We start from the raw sequence: 17,307 nt of genomic DNA, 5'->3' as shown, positions 1-17,307 counted from the left end.
GGTAATAAGAGGGCGGCAGGTGGGGTTGTAGTCAAAGCCCCGCTTATTTTCTTATCTTTCATCATGAAAATAGTTGTACTTACAAAACAAATAGTCATCGCTTCTATTTTTTTAATGTTTGCTTCCTGGAAAGTAGCATTTCCATTAAATCAAACACCCGGTAGTGCAGCCAACATCAGAAAAACAGTTGATTCCCTTTACAAGGCTTTTAGTTTCAAAGCAGGATACCAACCGCAATGGGCAATAATTAAAACCCTTTCCCTACCCGGGGCAACGTTTGTGGCAGCACCGGCACCTGGTGTGAAACGCACTGGTGTGAATGTGGAGCAATTTATTGCCGATTATAAAGCGTATATCATTAGTTCGCCAATAAAAAAGACCGGTTACCAGGAAAACATCATAAGCGCTACTATTACACGAACTGAAAACGTAGCTAATGTAACCGTAGTTTTTAAAGCCATAGTACCGCATGAAGCAAGCAAAAGAAAGCCGGGTATGGATAATATACAGCTTTTACTTGACCATGGAAGTTGGAAAATTGTTGCTTTTACAACGCAGGCTGAGTCGGAGTTGGAAAAGTAGAGTTGGCACTTCAATCACACTCGATACCATGTCCAAAACGGATGATGTGCCCATCGGGATCTTCAATCAGCATTTCTCTTACATACCAGGGTTTATCATCGGGTACCGAAAGTATTTTAGCGCCGCGGGACTTTACATCCTCATAAAACTCGTCAACATTATCAACAAATATAGAAAGCCAGGTGCCAGGATTGCCCTGGTTTTGCTTACAAAAAAAGATCTGCACCTCGCCCTTTACCACGCCGCCAAAATCGGGCGGACTGTTCCATTCCCATTTTTCATCAAAGCCTAACTTTTCAACGTAGTAATTTAAACTTTGCACCACATCTGTGGAATAAAGTATGGGTACCGCTTTCTCAAATTTCATATGATTAAAAATAAGATTATTATACGGTTTTTAGGTGCCTATAAAGCTTACATGTTAAGGCAACTGGTAAAGCGCGTCGGCCTTGTAATATAGCTCATCGTTTTCGGGCGAGTTATTAATTACACAATTAAATAAAGCAATACCAAATAGTAAACGTTTTCTGCCGTCGGCAATCTCAACATCATCGCTCATCAAATCGGTTTGCCAGTTACTATCGGGATATATTCGTTTGTACTCTTTTTCAAATGCATCAAGTTTCAGATACAAAAAAGAATGATCAAAATAATGAGGCAAAGCGTAATAACCGGTAATACTCCCAACTTTATCCCTTAATGGCAAATCGCTTTTTTTGGCTTTGCCATAAAAGAAACAAAAGTACACCCATAAAGCGGCAAAGGGTATGGCCATAGCCATAAAATAAACAAAGTTGAGGTTATTTGTAAATGCAATGAAGAAGGTAATCGCGGCTGCCAGGAAAGTAAACAGGCGGGCGTAAGTGGCTAAAACGCTTTTTGAATTGGTATCAATATCAAGGCCGCCCCGGCGCTTAAACTCCGAAGCCGTAACATACATAGAGCCGATAGGAAAAAGCGGAATAAACATAATGTGGAAGAATTTAGTCTCTATCCATTGATCATTATGGGTTGCAATTTTACCGTAAAATCCCGTTCCGTAAGTAAATATCATGGTGATAAGTTTAGTTGCCTAAAGGTATGTTTTAAAGGACGAACGCGGAAAATAAAAATAAACAGTAGCTTTATTAAGCGAAACAGTTTCAATACCTGGAAATATACCATTGAAGTGAATTACTACACCATTGAGCCGCCTGATATTTTAAAACCTTATGTAAGGTTTTACTGGGTGCTGGAGCATGAGCTTGCGCCGGGTGAGGAGCAGTATGTTTACCGCTCTGTTGCCGATGGCTGTACCGAAATGGTTTTTCATTACAAGTCTGTTTTCGATGAGATCACCGACAGCGGCACAGATAATGGCGGTCCCTCGGGCATTCAGTTTCAAACCAACAGGTACCGGCGTTTTGTAACCACGCAAAGTTTCGGCATTTTTGGCGCTTATATTTATCCCTTCGCGGTACCACGTTTGTTTGGCGTACCGGCAAGCGAAACCAGCAACCTTGCTTTAGATTATGATACCTTTTTAGGTAAAGCCGGCCAATTGCTTGAAGAGCAGATGATGCTTGCTCCCGATAATCAGCAGCGGGCTGTTATATTATCAACCTTTTTGATAAACAGGTTAAAGAAAGGCATATTAAAGGACGATAGGATGGTAATTGCTATCAGGGAACTCATTCATGCTAATCATAACCCAACTGTTGAGCAACTGGCCAGCACTTACAACTTATCGGTAAGGCAGTTTAACAGGCAGTTTAAAACCTACGCGGGCTTTAGTCCTAAAACCTACCTGCGCCTGGTGCGCCTGCATGATGCTATACAACAATATGACCACCACAAAACGCTAACCCAAATAGCGCTCGATTGCGGGTACTATGATCAATCGCACTTTATTCATGATGTGAAGGAATTTACAGGCTACCATCCGGGTTTTTATTTTTCGGGTAAGGCCGAAGGGTTTATAAGTTTGTAAGTGAAATTCAAAAGTAAAAATTCAAAAGTCAAAAAACTCCGCCGTAGACTTATCCTATGTTGTTAAAAGCAGTGGGTTGAGTGATAGTCATTATACAAGGGGGCTACGGTGCATGGTTTTGTTAACCCAGTCCCCAATTAAAAAGATGTCCGATTTTTCCAATTTCGGATAGTAGCTACCCGCTACATTTGTTTAAAAACAAATCATTATGGAAGGCCAAAAAAGTATTCCCGAAAATTACCAGCGCATTATGCCATACCTTGTTGTAAAAGATGGCGGCAAATTTATTGAGTTTATGCAAAACGTGTTCGAAGCAACCGAACAGTACAAATCCATGCGCGACGAAACCACTATTATGCATGCCGAGGTAAATGTAAAAGGCAGCACCATTATGTTTGCCGATTGTACCGACACCTATGCGCAGCAAAACGCGGGCATGTTTATTTATGTAGATAGCTGCGATGAAACCTATCAGAAGGCTCTTGACAATGGCGCCGAAAATATTATGCCGCCGGCAAATCAGTCGTACGGCCGTAGCGCAGGTGTTAAAGATCCGTTTGGGAATACCTGGTGGATAACCAATGCGATATAGCTAATGCTTTTTTTATAAATTATCTGATTTTGTTTATGGAAATTAGCTTGTATTAGCATCTATCCATAAAACTACATCAAATGAAATCATTAAGGAAAGCGATTCTGTTAATCATGTTATGCAGTTGTGCCACCGCTACTATGGCACAACGAGATACTTTACAGGATACCGTTTATAAACATTTGCCTGATGCAAGGGTGGATAACCCCTTAATTGTTATTAACGATCATATCATCGGCGCCTTAAATGTTAACCCCAATGATATTAAATCCATCAACGTTTTTAAAGACAAGGACAATATCCCGCCCGGACTTAAAAACCTCGGTAAATATGGTATTATAATGATTACCCTTAAAGATGGCATTAAAGTACCGGCCAAATCTTTCGATGATATTAAACAATGGCTGGATATTAAAGGCGATGTAAAATTCGCAGTCGACGGTTTCTATATTAACGACCCAAGCCTGCTGGTAAGCACGCAATCTGTTTTTGAAATAAACGTACTAAGGGACGCCAAAGGTGAAGTAACGGCCATTAATGTATGGACACTTGCGCCGGGAGCACGCAAAGGTGGCATTCACTCGCCCCGGCCAGCAAACGCTAAACCCGGAGAGATTTATATCAGGTGATTTCTTTTGGGCGCAAAAGATATTCGGGATAAGTTTTCCAAAAGTTACCCAGCCCAAGCATCCCACCCCAAAGCCTGCTTTATTTTTTGTCCCTAAGTCTTTGCTCCTTTGTCTAAAAGTCCAATAGTCCCATCGTCCCAAAGTCTCACAAAATCTGATTAAACTCCAGCCGTTCCCCATCCGGGCCGGTGATGTTAAAATATTTGCAGCCGTTTTTCCAGAATTGCAGGAAAACCGGCTCGGGCTCCAATACATTAAAACCGGCCGCTGTTATTACTTTAAACGCTTCATCAATGTCGCTTACATCAAAAGCTACGTGATCTATGTGGCCATTGCCTCTCGTCTTAATCTCCGCCAGTCCGGCTTCAGGTAATTGATACAGCTCCATGATCATATTTCCGCGTTGCATCATTACACAGGTGCCCTTGCCGCCGTTATCGGTAAACGGGGCCTCCATCACGTTGGTAAAACCAAGCCGATTGTAAAAAAGCTGCGACACGGCAACGTTGGTAACCGGGATGCCGATATGTTGTATAGCGTTGATTGTTAAATTTATAGCGTTATCCATAATGGGTAGTATTGGTAAATGTAAATATTGGCAAAAGCAACTTAACTAAGTTAAATCATTTTACACAGTGTTAACACATTTCAAATAAATTGCTGTTAAACTTGCGTCCAATTATCCAACATAAATGAAGATCGGAATTGTTTGTTACCCAACCTTTGGCGGAAGCGGGGTTGTTGCCACTGAACTTGGTAAAGCCCTTGCAGACCGCGGTCACCAGGTACATTTTGTTACCTATAACCAGCCAGCCCGGTTAGACCTCTTTTCCGAAAACCTTTTTTACCACGAGGTTTCGGTAAGCAATTACCCTTTGTTTGATTTTCCACCCTATGAACTGGCCCTGGCCAGCAGGCTGGTTGATGTGGTACGTCACGAAAAGTTAGATGTGCTGCACGTGCATTACGCCATTCCGCATGCTTCGGCAGCGTTTATGGCTAAGCAAATTTTGATGACCTACGGTATTTATATTCCCGTGGTTACCACCCTGCACGGTACCGATATTACCCTCGTTGGGAAGGATCGTACGTTTAAACCGGTAGTAACATTCTCTATCAATAAATCGGACGGTGTAACTGCCGTATCTGAAAACCTGCGCGAAGACACTTATAAATTCTTTGAGATCGAGAACGATATTAAGGTGATTCCTAACTTTATTGATCTCAACCGTTTCAGTCTTAAAGCCAAAGATCATTTCAAAAAAGCCATTGCGCCCGCCGGCGAAAAAATATTGGTGCACACCTCCAACTTCCGTAAGGTAAAACGTACCGAAGATGTGATCAAGATATTTGCCAAAGTGGTAAAAAAAATTCCATCTAAATTGTTGATGGTTGGCGATGGCCCCGAGCGCTCTGGCTGCGAGTACCTTTGCCGCGATTTGGGTGTTACCGATAACGTACGCTTTTTAGGTAAACAGGACGCTATTGAAGAAATACTTTCTGTAGCCGATTTGTTCCTGATGCCATCACAATCTGAAAGTTTTGGTTTGGCCGCCTTGGAGGCCATGGCCTGCAAAGTACCCGTGATTAGCAGTAATGCCGGCGGTTTACCGGAGTTAAACGTTAACGGCGAAACCGGTTTCCTTTGCGATGTTGGCGATGTTGAAACTATGGGCGAAAAAGCTATCTACATTTTAGAAGATGAAGCCCGCCTGGAGCAATTTAAAGATAATGCCCTGGCCCGCGCCAAGCAGTTCGATCTATCAACGATATTACCGGTTTACGAAAACTATTATTTAGAAGTGATAGAGAAGTGTAAGGATAAATGTAAGGATGCGTAACAACTTAGAAATAGACATTTTATAAAGCTCCTGTACCTTGAAAGAGGAGATAACAACACGGCGAAAGACTTACGAAGTTTTTAAAACTTCGTAAGTCTCGGGTCTACTTCATTTTAAGCCATCTTCCCGCATGGCCCCCACCCCAATATTGTAACAATCTTCTTATTAAAAATCTGCGCATCTGAAACCTGCGCATCTGTCATCTGAATTTTGCATATTCGCAAAAAAGTATTAACAGATGAACAAAGGGTTAAAAATAGCTATTGGGGCAGACCATGCCGGATTTGATTATAAAGAAGCTTTAGCTGCCGGTTTCGAGGCAGATCAATTAAAGGATTTCGGCACATACTCCAATACCTCAGTTGATTACCCCGATTTTGCCCATCCCGTTGCATCGGCAGTTGAAAGTGGCGAATACGACCTGGGTATCCTGGTTTGTGGCAGCGCCAATGGTGTAGCCATCACCGCAAATAAGCACCAGGGCATCCGTGCCGCCATCTGCTGGAACGAAGAATTAGCCGTACTGGCCCGCAGCCATAACAACGCCAATATTGTATGTATCCCCGCCCGTTTTATCAGTATTGATGAAGCCCAAAAAATTGTGAAAGCATTTTTAACCACCGATTTTGAAGGCGGCAGGCATGCTACGAGAGTAGGGAAAATATCTTGTTGAGAGACTTTGAGACTATTGGACTTTGAGACCAGCGGACTATTGGACAAAGGAGCAAGGATATAACGATGGAGACAGAAGGACAGGAACAGCCTCTTTGCAAGTTCCCAATGACTACTGACCATTGACCAATGACTAAAGAGAAACTGACTAATTAATTATCATAAATGAAAAAAGTAACACTGTTGGCATTTTCTACGGCTTTGGCTGTAAATGCCTTTGCGCAGCAAAACCCTACTGCTATGAAGTATGGGAAGCTGATTAGCGCCGAAGACGCTAAAAGACACCTGAGCATCCTGGCGTCTGACGCATTTGAAGGTCGTGAAACCGGTAAGCCGGGTGCCGAAAAAGCCGCTAACTACATTGCCGGCGAGTTTAAAAAATTAGGTTTACAGGCTCCTGTAAACGGATCGTATTTTTTTGATGTACCATTGGTACAAAGCGTGTTAAAAGTATCGGCATTTACCGTTAACGGTAAAGCTTTTACCCTGGGCGAAGACTTTTTCCCTAACGGAAGCGTATCTGATAACAGCATCAAAACAAGCGATATTGTTTTTGTAGGTTACGGCACCGAAAGTGAAATTGGCTCAACCGACCTGGTTGGCAAAATTGTATTGTGGATTAACGAGGATAAACCAGAGGCCGGTAAAACGCCAAATACGGCACCCCGTATGAGCACCGCACGCATGGCCATCGTTAAAAATCTGCAAAGCAAAAACCCGCTTGCCATTGTTGCCGCCAATGGCGAACTTACTGCTATGTTAAAGCGTTATGGCCGAAACGTTACCAGCCCGCGTTTAACTATAAAGGAAGAAGTAAAAGCGCCTAAAGCTTCAGTACCTGTGTTAATGGTAACCCCGGCTGTAGCCGATGAATTGGTAAAATCAACCGGGAAAACATATGCCGATTTAAAAGCAGCAGCTGCCACCACCCCTGTGGTAACTGCAAAAGCCGATTTTGTTGCCACCTATGGTAATGAGCGTAGCGATGTTAAAGCGGTTGACGTAGTTGGCTTTATGCCAGGCACCGATTTGAAAGATGAGGTGTTGGTATTTTCGGCCCATTATGATCACATTGGTTTGGTGAATGATCCTAACGCGAAAGATAAAGTGAATAACGGTGCCGATGATGATGGCTCTGGTACTACCGGCATCCTTGAAATTGCCCGCGCGTTTTCGCAGGCAAAAAAAGATGGCCACGGTCCGCGTCGCAGTGTATTGTTTTTGGGTAACGTAGGCGAAGAGAAAGGATTGCTTGGTTCTGAGTATTATACCGATCATCCTATTTATCCTTTGGCTAACACCATTACCGATTTAAATATTGATATGATCGGCAGAGTTGGTGAAGAGTACATTGGCAAAGCCGATTCTGCTAACTATGTGTATCCAATTGGTTCGGCTATGTTAAGTAAGGATTTGCATGATATTGGCGAAAAAGCAAACGATACTTATACCCACTTAAAGCTGGATTATAAATACGACGATCCTAATGATCCAAACCGTTTTTACTACCGGAGCGATCATTACAACTTTGCCAAACATGGCGTACCAATTATATTTTACTTTAACGGTGTACATGCCGATTACCATCAGCCTGGCGACGAGGTAAGCAAAATCAATTTCCCATTATTAGCTAAACGTGCTCAACTGGTATTTTACACCGGCTGGGAACTTGCAAACAGGGATAAGAAACCTGTTGTTGACGGGAAATAGTTGATTGGGTTGGAGTGAGTTGGATTAGGTTGAGTGAGTTGAATAGGTTAGATTAAGTTCACCTAATAAACAAAGGTGATTGGCTCCTTTCAACCGCAGTTCACTAATAAACCACATAAAAAGAAAAGCGACGAGCATATTTTGCTGGTCGCTTTTCTTTTTTAATAACTCAATCCAACTCAATCAACCTAATCTAACTTAATCAACCACTCACTTAATCCAACCCAACCCACCAACTTTTAACAAAAAACGCTACTTTCGCATATATGGGTAGCACCGCCGAAGATTTTTTAGTTACATCGGAAGAGAAGGCGTTTGATTTGGATCATCGCCGTATTATCAATAACAGCATTGATAAGTATAGCGCTGCGGCTACCAGCGGAATTTCACGGATAGCCAACCTTGATAATGCCAAAAAGAAGGGGCATGTGATCAAATGGAAGGTGATGGAAAACCTGGATAAGTTTTTACCAGAGTTTGAAAGCAATTTTCAGCGCCGTGGTGGCAAAGTGATCTGGGCTAATGATGCCGAAGAAGCTAACCGCGAAATCCTGAACATCATTCAGCGGACCAAAGCCAAAACGGTAGTAAAATCAAAATCAATGGTGACCGAAGAAATTCACCTGAATGAATTTCTGAAACAAAACGGTATTGAATCATTAGAAACCGACCTGGGTGAATACATTGTGCAGTTATTGGGCCAGGCCCCTTACCATATTGTTACCCCGGCCATGCACCTCAGCAAAGAGGATATTGCAAGGTTATTTAACCAGCACTTTGGTACCCCGGTTGATGCCACGCCAGAGCAGCTCACCCTCAAAGCACGTGAATTACTGCGCGATAAATACCTGCAGGCCGATGTTGGCATTACCGGAGCTAATTTCCTGTTAGCAGATACCGGGAGCGTAGCCATCAGCGAAAACGAAGGAAACGCGCGTTTATGCACCTCGTTCCCCCGCATCCATATCGCAGTTGTGGGTATTGAAAAAATTATCCCGTCTATTACCGATCTGGATTTGTTTTGGCCTATGTTATCAACCCATGGCACAGGGCAAAACTTAACGGTTTATAATACCATTTTAAGCGGTCCGCGCCAGGGCAATGAAACTGATGGGCCGGAAGAAATGTATGTGGTATTGGTAGATAACGGGCGCACCAACCTGCTTGCCCAAAAAGAACAGCGCCAGGGCTTATACTGCATCCGTTGCGGCGCATGCCTCAATGTTTGCCCGGTTTATCAGAACATTGGCGGCCATACGTATAACACTACTTATAGTGGGCCTATAGGCTCTATCATAACCCCCCATACCAATGGCATGGCCGAGTTTAAGCACCTGAGTTATGCCTCAAGTCTTTGTGGTAGTTGTACCGAGGTTTGCCCGGTAAAAATTGATATCCATAAGATGCTGCTGCTTAACCGCCGGGATGCCGTTAACGAAAACCTGGTTACAACTAAAGAGCGCTGGGGCTGGGCCGCCTGGAAAAAAGGCATGCTTAAACGCAGCACCATGGATTTTTTTGGTGGCAAAATGAAAAACTTTTTCCTCAAATTTTTCTTTAAGAAAACCTGGGGGCATCTAAAAGAAATGCCTGTAGTTGCCGAAAAATCATTTGCCAAACAATGGCAGGAAAAACACCAGGGTGAGGCGGAATAAACTGATGATTCAGAAATCCTAAATTAAAGTCATCCTGAACTTGTTTCAGGCCCGCACAGGATGAGCCGCTTGCATGGTGTACACTCAGCAAATGGGTTGCCGAAACAAGTTCGGCATAACATTGGGATTATGGAGTTTTGTCATGTATGCAAGCTAATGGTGTTTCCTGTGCTTTTAAACAATTTTACCACATGCGAAGAGTAATTTTAAACCTGGCCATGAGCCTTGATGGTTTTATTGAAGGGCCCAATGGCGAGTATGATTGGTGCTTTAACGACCAGGATTATGGGATGACGGAGTTTTTGAACAATTCAGATGCTATTTTTTTAGGGCGTAAAAGTTATGAAACGTTGTTGGCTGCCGGTCCGGAATTATTTGCCGCGCTTAAGTTGTATGTGTTTACAGATACTTTAACAGCCGTTGAAGGCAATGCAGAAATTATCCGCTCTGCCGATTTTGAGGCGCGTGTAAATGAAATCAGGCATTCAGCAGGTGGCAATATCTGGCTGTTTGGCGGTGCCCAACTGGTATCGGCCTTTATAGATCATAAGCAGATCAATGAGTTTATCCTATCGGTACACCCGGTGATCCTGGGCGGCGGTAAGGCATTATTCAATATAAAGGAACGCGCCAACCTGATGTTTTTAGGCAGCGAAAGCTATTCGAGCGGATTGATACAACTTAGGTATACCTTTAAACCCGAGTTTGATATGAGTATGATTGATTTGCTGGGGTAGGGCTTACAATATCCCTAACCCATTCAATTCAACCTCTAATTCTTCTGCCGATTTAAAATGGATACTTTTAATGCCCATCACCTCGGCGGCAAGCACATTACGGTAATTATCGTCTATAAATAAAGCTTCGGTGGCGTTAACCTGGTATCTATCTAAAAGGATCTGATAAAACGCGGGTGTTGGTTTACGCATTTTTTCGGTACCGGATACTACCACGCCATCAAACCAGGTTAAAAAATCAAAACGAGCGACAGCAAATGGAAAAGTCTCGGCCGACCAATTGGTGAGCGCGTATATCTTATATTGCTTACTTTCTTTTAGCCGTCTAAAAATCTCAACAGTGCCATGAAATGGTTCGCCCAGCATCTCTATCCAACGGCTGTAAAAGGCGCGGATGTTGGCCTCATGTTCCGGGAATTTAGCTACCAGTATATCTGTACCTTCCTGTAATGACCGGCCTGCATCCTGGTCCTCATTCCAGTCGGGTGTGCAAACGTTGGCCAAAAAATCCAGCATTTCCTGCTCATTGTCAAAAATGCTGCGGTACATGTAATGCGGGTTCCAGTCAATTAAAACCGCGCCCAGGTCAAATATTATGGTGTTGATCATATCTTCTTATCCGTATGCTCGTAAACCTTGGCATCAACCACAACAGAATCTTTCATGGTTAAAATAAGCTGTTTCACATAGTGAGGGGTGCCGGGCTTAAGTATTTCATCAAGTTCATAAATCATTTGGGTGGGGTTGCTTTGTTGCGGGCGGTGCAGCAAATGAACAACCTGCTGGTATTTTAATCCTTTCAGCTTGTAATTCTCCAAAAGATCATCAACCATTTTTGGGCGATAGGCAAAGGTAAGTCCGTCGCCGTCGTTCCAGTCATCCCTGTCAAACTTAGAGTGATTTTTACAGGCGACGAATGAAAGTATAATTAAGCTTAATAAGGCTATTGTTTTTTTGTTGAACATGATGATGAGTTTCACACATCAAATATAGCCATTAGCTTAAAATTAAAGGCAAGTTTTAGGGTCATCATTTTGTGAATGACGGCCCTAAACTTTTATTGTTTAAAACAACCTGTTTTATTTGATCTTCCTTGCGGTAACACCTTCATTGGTGATCTTCACCGGCTGAATTAAGCCATCCTTATCAAAATACATTTTATCAATGCACATTACACGGTGGTTGCCGTCGGTTTCCGTTAACGGGCGGCGGTGGTACACAATATACCATTCATCGGTGCCAGGCACATTGATTACCGAATGGTGGCCTGCGCCGGTGGCAATACTGGCGTCCTGTTTTAAAATGGTAGCTATCCGTTTAAACGGACCAAATGGGGTATCGCCCACGGCATAAGCCACGCGGTAGTCCGGACCTGACCAGCCGCCCTCGCTCCACATAAAATAATATCTTCCTTTACGTTTAAACATAACCGGACCTTCTACATAACCCTCGGGGGTTATTTTTCTGTAGGTAACGCCATCGTCAAAGGGGATAAGGCCTGTAAAATCGTTTTTAAGTTTTACAATGTTACACTGGCCCCAGCCACCGTATATCATATAGTATTGGCCGTCATCATCTTTAAAAACAAACTGGTCAATAGGTTGCGCTTTGTTGATGATCTGGTCTACCAAAGGTTTGCCCAGGTAATCTTTAAATGGCCCGGCCGGATTATCGGCAACGGCTACACCAATGCCGCCTTTTTCGTTATTGTTTTGAATATCGTTGGCGCCGAAGAAAATGTAGTACTTGCCATCCTTTTCGGTAACTGCCGGTGCCCAAAGTGCGCGGCGTACCCATTTAACACCACTGGTATCAACAATGCGCGGATGTTTGGTCCAATGTACCAGGTCGGGCGATGAAAAAGCATCCATAAACACCTGCTCATTGTATTTGGCCGAGTAGGTGGGGTATAGCCAATATTGTTTATTGAAAATTTTAGCTTCCGGGTCGGCGTACCAGCCTTCAACTACCGGGTTGCCCGATGTTTTTTTATTTTGTGCCAGCGCCTGTTTTGCAGGCGCGACTATTGCAGCAACCAAAGCCGTTGCTAAAAGGATTTTGCAGATGCCTTTTTTCATAATAGGAGTTTTATAATGGCGCTAATATAACAGCTAAATTGGTTTAGTTGAAAAGCTAAACCAATTTTCTGGTAGAGACGCAATATTTTGCTTCTCCGGCTTTACAGAGCGGCTTTGCAGCATTGATTTGCACATGGGAGACGCAAAATATTGCGTCTCTACGATGGGCTGCTTGTATTGCCGTTATTGTTTTTTGGTTTCTTTTTACCCCAGCGTTTATTAGGCCGGTTAGGCTTGCGCTTATCATCAGATTGGGCCGATTGTGGCGCCGGCTGAATAGCGGCCAGTTCATCTGGTATGCCCACCACCCTGATAGCGCGCTCCATCAGTTGCTCAATGTTTTTAAGCTTGCGCTCATCACGGTGGTTTACAAAGGTGATGGCAGTGCCGGTAGTGGCGGCACGCGCCGTACGACCGATCCTGTGGATATAATCTTCCGGATCGCCGGGCACATCATAGTTAACCACCAGGTCGATGCCTTCCACATCAATACCGCGCGAAAGGGCATCGGTACCGATGATAACCGGCAACTGTTTATTTTTGAATTTAAGCAGGATTTCCTCGCGTTCCTTCTGCTCCAAATCGGAGTGGAAGGCCATGGCGTTAATCTTTACAGCCTTTAACTCTTTGTATAGCGATTTTACGATCTCCTTACGGGAGGCGAAAATAATGGTACTTGAATACGATGAATCGCGCAGTATGAGCTGTAATAAAGGTGTTTTTTGCTGATCATGTACGCGATAGATTTGCTGATCAATCCCAACGGCAGGTTGCGAAATAGCGATATTGATCTGTTGCGGATCTTTCAAAATAGCCTTAGCCAACGACCGGATACGACCTGGCATAGTAGCCGAAAACAGCAGCGTTTGCCTTGTTTTAGGCAGGTAGCTGATGATCTTCATAATATCATCACTGAAACCCATATCCAGCATGCGGTCGGCTTCGTCCAGTATCAGATGGGTAAGGTGATTAAGCTTTAATACACCCGATGTAAGGTGGGCAATTAACCTGCCGGGCGTAGCGATAATGATGTTCACATTATTTTGAATGCCACGGCGTTGCTGCTCATAAGCCATGCCATCGCCACCGCCAAATACGGCAATAGAGCTTACACCGGTAAAATAGGCCAGGCCTTCTACCTGTTGATCTATCTGTTGGGCAAGCTCGCGGGTTGGTGCTAAAATAAGCACACTGGTTTGGTGTTTGGCCGTACCGGATATATGGTTTAGCACGGGCAGCAAATAGGCCCCGGTTTTACCCGTACCCGTTTGGGCGCAGGCAATAAGGTCGTGCCCGGCTAAAATTGCAGGGATGGCCATTTCCTGTATAGGCGTAGGGGTGGTGAAACCCATACTCTGCACACCCTCAAATAGTTGTTCGTTGAAATTAAAATCCTGAAAAGTCACTATATCTTATAAGTAAATTATGCAAGGTATGAAATTTAAACGGGATATAGCTATTTATGGTGATAGTGGGGCTTTTAAAGCAGGTGGAAAGGTTCGCGAATGTTTTTTTGCTGCTCATTATTATATCGTAAAAAGTCTGTCATCCTGAACGCAGTAAAGGATCTATTTTACACCATTCCTATTCGTCCCGCAAATTCACGAATAGATGCTTCGTTGCTATCTATGACATATTTTTAAATTCTGTCATCCTGAACGCAGTGAAGGATCTATTCTACGCCATTCCTATTCGCTCTGAATAGTTCGCGAATAGATGCTTCGTACCTCAGCATGACAGGGCGGAGAAGGTGGTTCTATGCCATTCCCACTTTCTAAACCAGGGGTTTTAAGATTCGGAATGATATGATTTATGGCTATAAATCCCAAATCTCAATTCCCAATTCCGAAATCAAGAATGTATATACCCCCGCAACTGCTCAATGGTTTCCTGCTGAGATAAAATTGTCTCCGTTACCAAATCATTAATAGAGATTATCCCGATCAGCTTATCGGCACGAAAAACCGGCAGGTAGCGGATATTGCTTTCGCTCATGATGTGCATGCAGGTTTCAATGGAGTTTTCGGGCAGGATGCGGGGCAGGCCGGTGCTCATGATCTCACGTACCAGGGTTTCGTGCGATGATTTTCCTTTCAGGATAACCTTACGGGCGTAATCGCGTTCGGTAAGCAAACCAACGTATTCGCCGCCGTCGGTTACCACTACCGAGCCGATATTTTTATCGGCCATTAACTCTAACGCTTCTAAAACGGAAGTACCGGCATCAATACTGATGGCACCACCTCCCTTACGGGCAAGGATGTTTGAAACTTTGATCATGATACTGAGGTTTAATTTTAGGATTGGCTTTCAATCAAATATAACGAATAGCAATCAAAAGCAAATGTTTTTTAAACTATAAATATCAACAATTCAGGATTTTATAGACTGGCTATGTGTAGGTAATTGCCAACAAAAAGCCATCAACTGTAATGTTACTGTAAAACCTTAAGCGCTTTTACCCCGTATTTCAGTAAAACCATAACATTGACGCTTACCTGACACTGTTATCTACCTATAAAAATGAATAATAACTAATATTGCACACAATTTTTAAAGTGTTCGGTCACCCTGCTTATTATCTAAACACTCACGGCTATACACAAATTTATACTTACTAAATTGATTACATTTTTACCTCTAAAAGCGTCTTTTAACAGATTGACTTTACGTGCATTGGCATTGCTGACTTTTGTATTAGTTACATATAATTTTACCGCGAACGCCGCTACTGCTGATACCATCAAAGTAAACCAGCAGGTTGAAAACCCCGATTCGGCATTGCTTAAAAAGCGCATCATCAACCATAATTTTGGCAGTATTTATGAAGAAAACCTACGCCTGTCTTTTGGTGGCAACGAATACTTCAATAAAGTAAAAACACAACTAACGGCAGATCTGGCTCCAAACTTTATCCTGTTCAGTTCGCCAAACTCACGGTTTATGTTTGTGTTTACGCCAAGGGTAAAAATCCGCTTGCTGTCATCTGAGGGGGCGCCGGTAAAGTCGCCAAGCTATATGCCGGGGGCGTCGGTATTTTTCAGGGTTAATGAGGATACCTTTAATCCTAAATTCTTCTCATTCGGCTACTCGCACCACTCTAACGGTGCCCGCGGTCCATCAGAAAATCCCGACGGCACGTTCAACACTCTTGACGGTAAATTTACCACCAACTTTTACACTCTTACCTATTTTACGGGTAAAAGGGTTGATAAAAAAGATGTAATTACCGACCGTTACGATAACCTTGGTTTGGAAGTGCATGCCGGTTTGTTTAACCTGGGCTTATCCGAAGGTTTGAAAGATCACTACGGCTTTATCAGGATAAATGGTGGTCGCGTTTACAATTTTATCAAGGCGTATAATGACCCGCTGGAAGCGGGCCATAAAACCTATGCCAACTGGCAGCGTATCCAGTTTGATTTTACCTACATAGCCGATAAATATGATAACTACTCGGCCATTGATATCAAAAAACGCTTAAACGTTAGTCTTAAATATTACTACTCGTTCCCGTTCATGCAAGGCTCGGCCCTGGTAATTGGCGGCGGCTATCGCGGCCAGGATGATTACAACCAATCTTTCCAGGATAGCTACGGCTACGTTACGATTGGTTTAGCTGCTGGGTTGTCCTTTGGGTATCATAAGCATTAGTAGGCAGTTTGCAGTTTGCGGTTTGCAGTTTGCGGTTTGCGGTTTGCAGTTTGCGGTTTGCGGTTTGCGGTTTGCAGTTTGCAGTTTGCAGTTTGCAGTTTGCAGTTTGCAGTTTGCAGTTTGCAGTTTGCAGTTTGCAGTTTGCAGTTTGCNGTTTGCAGTTTGCAGTTTGCAGTTTGCAGTTTGCAGTTTGCAGTTTGCAGTTTGCAGTTTGCAGTTTGCAGTTTGCAGTTTGCAGTTTTCCGAATAACGATGGGTTTAAAACCCATCGTTATTCGGAAAACCAACAATAAGGTTTCATAAAGTTTGGATAATTCTTTTATTCGATAAATTCAGGTTCAGAAAAAAACTGCCCACTGCAAGCGGCCTGCTGCAAACTGATCAACCAATCTATCCACATTTTTACAAAGCCATTCACAGCTGTTTGTAATTTATTTTTACGATAATCGTTTTAGCATTAATAAAAAGCCGATATCTTTAGCCACCTAAAAAAGTATCTGCATAAATTTACTAAACAACTATCGATGAAAAAGATCTTACTTAGCCTTTTGGCTGTCCCTGCGCTTTATTTTAGCTCGTCGGCGCAAACAAAAACCTTGTTCGACGGCAAAACTACCACCGGCTGGCACACCTACCTGAAAACAGGAGCAGGCGCATGGAAAGTGGTTGACGGCGCTTTAACCCTGGACCCGAAAGCCGAACAACAAGGCGACCTGGTTACCGACGGAGAATACGAAAACTACGAACTTACCCTGGAGTGGAACATTGAGAAAACCGGCAACAGCGGCATTATTTTCGGTGTTCATGAAGACCCTAAATTTGGCGCTACCTACCAAACCGGCATAGAGATGCAGGTATTGGATAATAAAGATGCCGAAGACAATAAAAAAGCCAACCACCTGGCAGGTTCATTATATGATATGAAAGCGCCATCGGCCGATGTTTGCAAACCTGCCGGCGAATGGAACAAAGTAAAACTGCGTAAAAAAGACGGTCACCTTACTTTTTGGTTAAACGGTACCCAGATAGTTGATACCCAAATGGGCAGCGACGAATGGAAAACCATGATAGCCAACAGCAAGTTTAAAACCTGGGCCGATTTTGCCGCTTACCCTAAAGGGCACATCGCTTTGCAGGATCATGGGCACGTAGTAGCGTTCCGCAAAATCAAAATTAAACAACTGTAAT

Annotated in this window: 19 protein-coding genes; 11 read left to right on the top strand and 8 right to left on the bottom strand. The window is 43.3% G+C overall.

Features of this window, described 5'->3' with window-relative positions; all coding sequences use genetic code 11:
- Positions 1-63 precede the first annotated feature (63 nt).
- Positions 64-582 carry a hypothetical protein gene (locus QWZ17_RS15450; RefSeq protein WP_290306160.1) on the top strand — a complete coding sequence of 173 codons (519 nt, stop codon included), beginning with the start codon at positions 64-66 and terminating at the stop codon, positions 580-582.
- 10 nt (positions 583-592) lie between these two features.
- Here QWZ17_RS15450 and QWZ17_RS15445 read toward each other — a convergent pair whose 3' ends face one another.
- Positions 593-949: a glyoxalase superfamily protein gene (locus tag QWZ17_RS15445; protein WP_290306159.1), complete on the bottom strand. Its 357-nt coding sequence runs from the start codon at positions 947-949 to the stop codon at positions 593-595.
- Between the two features lie 54 nt (positions 950-1,003).
- Positions 1,004-1,636: a hypothetical protein gene (locus QWZ17_RS15440; protein ID WP_290306158.1), complete on the bottom strand. Its 633-nt coding sequence runs from the start codon at positions 1,634-1,636 to the stop codon at positions 1,004-1,006.
- 114 nt (positions 1,637-1,750) lie between these two features.
- Between QWZ17_RS15440 and QWZ17_RS15435 the strand changes: the two genes are divergently transcribed.
- The 3 genes from QWZ17_RS15435 to QWZ17_RS15425 all read left to right on the top strand — a co-directional run bounded on the left by QWZ17_RS15435 (position 1,751) and on the right by QWZ17_RS15425 (position 3,772).
- Positions 1,751-2,551: a helix-turn-helix domain-containing protein gene (locus tag QWZ17_RS15435; RefSeq protein WP_290306157.1), complete on the top strand. Its 801-nt coding sequence runs from the start codon at positions 1,751-1,753 to the stop codon at positions 2,549-2,551.
- 208 nt (positions 2,552-2,759) lie between these two features.
- Positions 2,760-3,143, top strand: coding sequence for a VOC family protein (locus QWZ17_RS15430; RefSeq protein WP_290306156.1), 384 nt, complete (start codon positions 2,760-2,762; stop codon positions 3,141-3,143).
- An 80-nt stretch (positions 3,144-3,223) separates the two neighbouring features.
- Positions 3,224-3,772, top strand: a complete 549-nt coding sequence (locus QWZ17_RS15425) for a hypothetical protein (RefSeq protein WP_290306155.1) — start codon at positions 3,224-3,226, stop codon at positions 3,770-3,772.
- 145 nt (positions 3,773-3,917) lie between these two features.
- Here QWZ17_RS15425 and QWZ17_RS15420 read toward each other — a convergent pair whose 3' ends face one another.
- Positions 3,918-4,340 (bottom strand): VOC family protein, encoded by a 423-nt coding sequence (locus QWZ17_RS15420; RefSeq protein WP_290306154.1) that lies wholly within the window; start codon positions 4,338-4,340, stop codon positions 3,918-3,920.
- A 124-nt stretch (positions 4,341-4,464) separates the two neighbouring features.
- On the opposite strand from QWZ17_RS15420, the gene bshA reads away from it, so the two are divergent.
- From bshA to QWZ17_RS15395, 5 genes are all read left to right on the top strand, one after another.
- Complete coding sequence (gene bshA, locus QWZ17_RS15415; RefSeq protein ID WP_290306153.1) at positions 4,465-5,613, top strand: N-acetyl-alpha-D-glucosaminyl L-malate synthase BshA; 1,149 nt, start codon at positions 4,465-4,467, stop codon at positions 5,611-5,613.
- A gap of 238 nt (positions 5,614-5,851) precedes the next feature.
- Entirely contained in the window at positions 5,852-6,286 is a 435-nt protein-coding gene (gene rpiB / locus QWZ17_RS15410; RefSeq protein WP_290306152.1) for a ribose 5-phosphate isomerase B, read from the top strand.
- A gap of 164 nt (positions 6,287-6,450) precedes the next feature.
- On the top strand, positions 6,451-7,995 hold the full coding sequence (locus QWZ17_RS15405) for a M28 family peptidase (RefSeq protein WP_290306151.1): 1,545 nt from the start codon (positions 6,451-6,453) through the stop codon (positions 7,993-7,995).
- A gap of 266 nt (positions 7,996-8,261) precedes the next feature.
- Positions 8,262-9,650, top strand: coding sequence for a LutB/LldF family L-lactate oxidation iron-sulfur protein (locus tag QWZ17_RS15400; RefSeq protein ID WP_290306150.1), 1,389 nt, complete (start codon positions 8,262-8,264; stop codon positions 9,648-9,650).
- Positions 9,651-9,841: 191 nt separating this feature from the next.
- The gene (locus tag QWZ17_RS15395) at positions 9,842-10,387 is read left to right on the top strand and encodes a dihydrofolate reductase family protein (RefSeq protein WP_290306149.1); all 546 of its coding nucleotides are present in this window, start codon (positions 9,842-9,844) and stop codon (positions 10,385-10,387) included.
- A gap of 3 nt (positions 10,388-10,390) precedes the next feature.
- Here the strand turns inward: QWZ17_RS15395 and QWZ17_RS15390 are convergent, their stop codons facing one another.
- The 5 genes from QWZ17_RS15390 to QWZ17_RS15370 form a co-directional block, all read right to left on the bottom strand.
- Positions 10,391-10,996, bottom strand: coding sequence for an HAD family hydrolase (locus tag QWZ17_RS15390; RefSeq protein WP_290306148.1), 606 nt, complete (start codon positions 10,994-10,996; stop codon positions 10,391-10,393).
- Positions 10,993-11,352 (bottom strand): hypothetical protein, encoded by a 360-nt coding sequence (locus QWZ17_RS15385; protein ID WP_290306147.1) that lies wholly within the window; start codon positions 11,350-11,352, stop codon positions 10,993-10,995. Before QWZ17_RS15385 ends, QWZ17_RS15390 begins: the two co-directional genes overlap by 4 nt.
- A gap of 114 nt (positions 11,353-11,466) precedes the next feature.
- Positions 11,467-12,465 (bottom strand): glycoside hydrolase family 43 protein, encoded by a 999-nt coding sequence (locus QWZ17_RS15380; protein WP_290306146.1) that lies wholly within the window; start codon positions 12,463-12,465, stop codon positions 11,467-11,469.
- 158 nt (positions 12,466-12,623) lie between these two features.
- Positions 12,624-13,871: a DEAD/DEAH box helicase gene (locus QWZ17_RS15375; protein ID WP_290306145.1), complete on the bottom strand. Its 1,248-nt coding sequence runs from the start codon at positions 13,869-13,871 to the stop codon at positions 12,624-12,626.
- 445 nt (positions 13,872-14,316) lie between these two features.
- Positions 14,317-14,745, bottom strand: a complete 429-nt coding sequence (locus QWZ17_RS15370; protein WP_290306144.1) for a CBS domain-containing protein — start codon at positions 14,743-14,745, stop codon at positions 14,317-14,319.
- A gap of 381 nt (positions 14,746-15,126) precedes the next feature.
- Here QWZ17_RS15370 and QWZ17_RS15365 point away from each other — a divergent pair, with 381 nt between their 5' ends.
- Together QWZ17_RS15365 and QWZ17_RS15360 are read left to right on the top strand one after the other, a co-directional pair.
- Positions 15,127-16,119 carry a hypothetical protein gene (locus QWZ17_RS15365; protein WP_290306143.1) on the top strand — a complete coding sequence of 331 codons (993 nt, stop codon included), beginning with the start codon at positions 15,127-15,129 and terminating at the stop codon, positions 16,117-16,119.
- A 524-nt stretch (positions 16,120-16,643) separates the two neighbouring features.
- Positions 16,644-17,306: a 3-keto-disaccharide hydrolase gene (locus QWZ17_RS15360; RefSeq protein ID WP_290306142.1), complete on the top strand. Its 663-nt coding sequence runs from the start codon at positions 16,644-16,646 to the stop codon at positions 17,304-17,306.
- Position 17,307: the final 1 nt, after the last annotated feature.

The organism is Mucilaginibacter flavus (assembly GCF_030409315.1).
In the GTDB taxonomy this organism is placed as follows: domain Bacteria; phylum Bacteroidota; class Bacteroidia; order Sphingobacteriales; family Sphingobacteriaceae; genus Mucilaginibacter; species Mucilaginibacter flavus.
The sequence above is the reverse complement of the archived record's forward strand: the minus strand, read 5'-3'. Positions and strand labels throughout refer to the sequence as shown.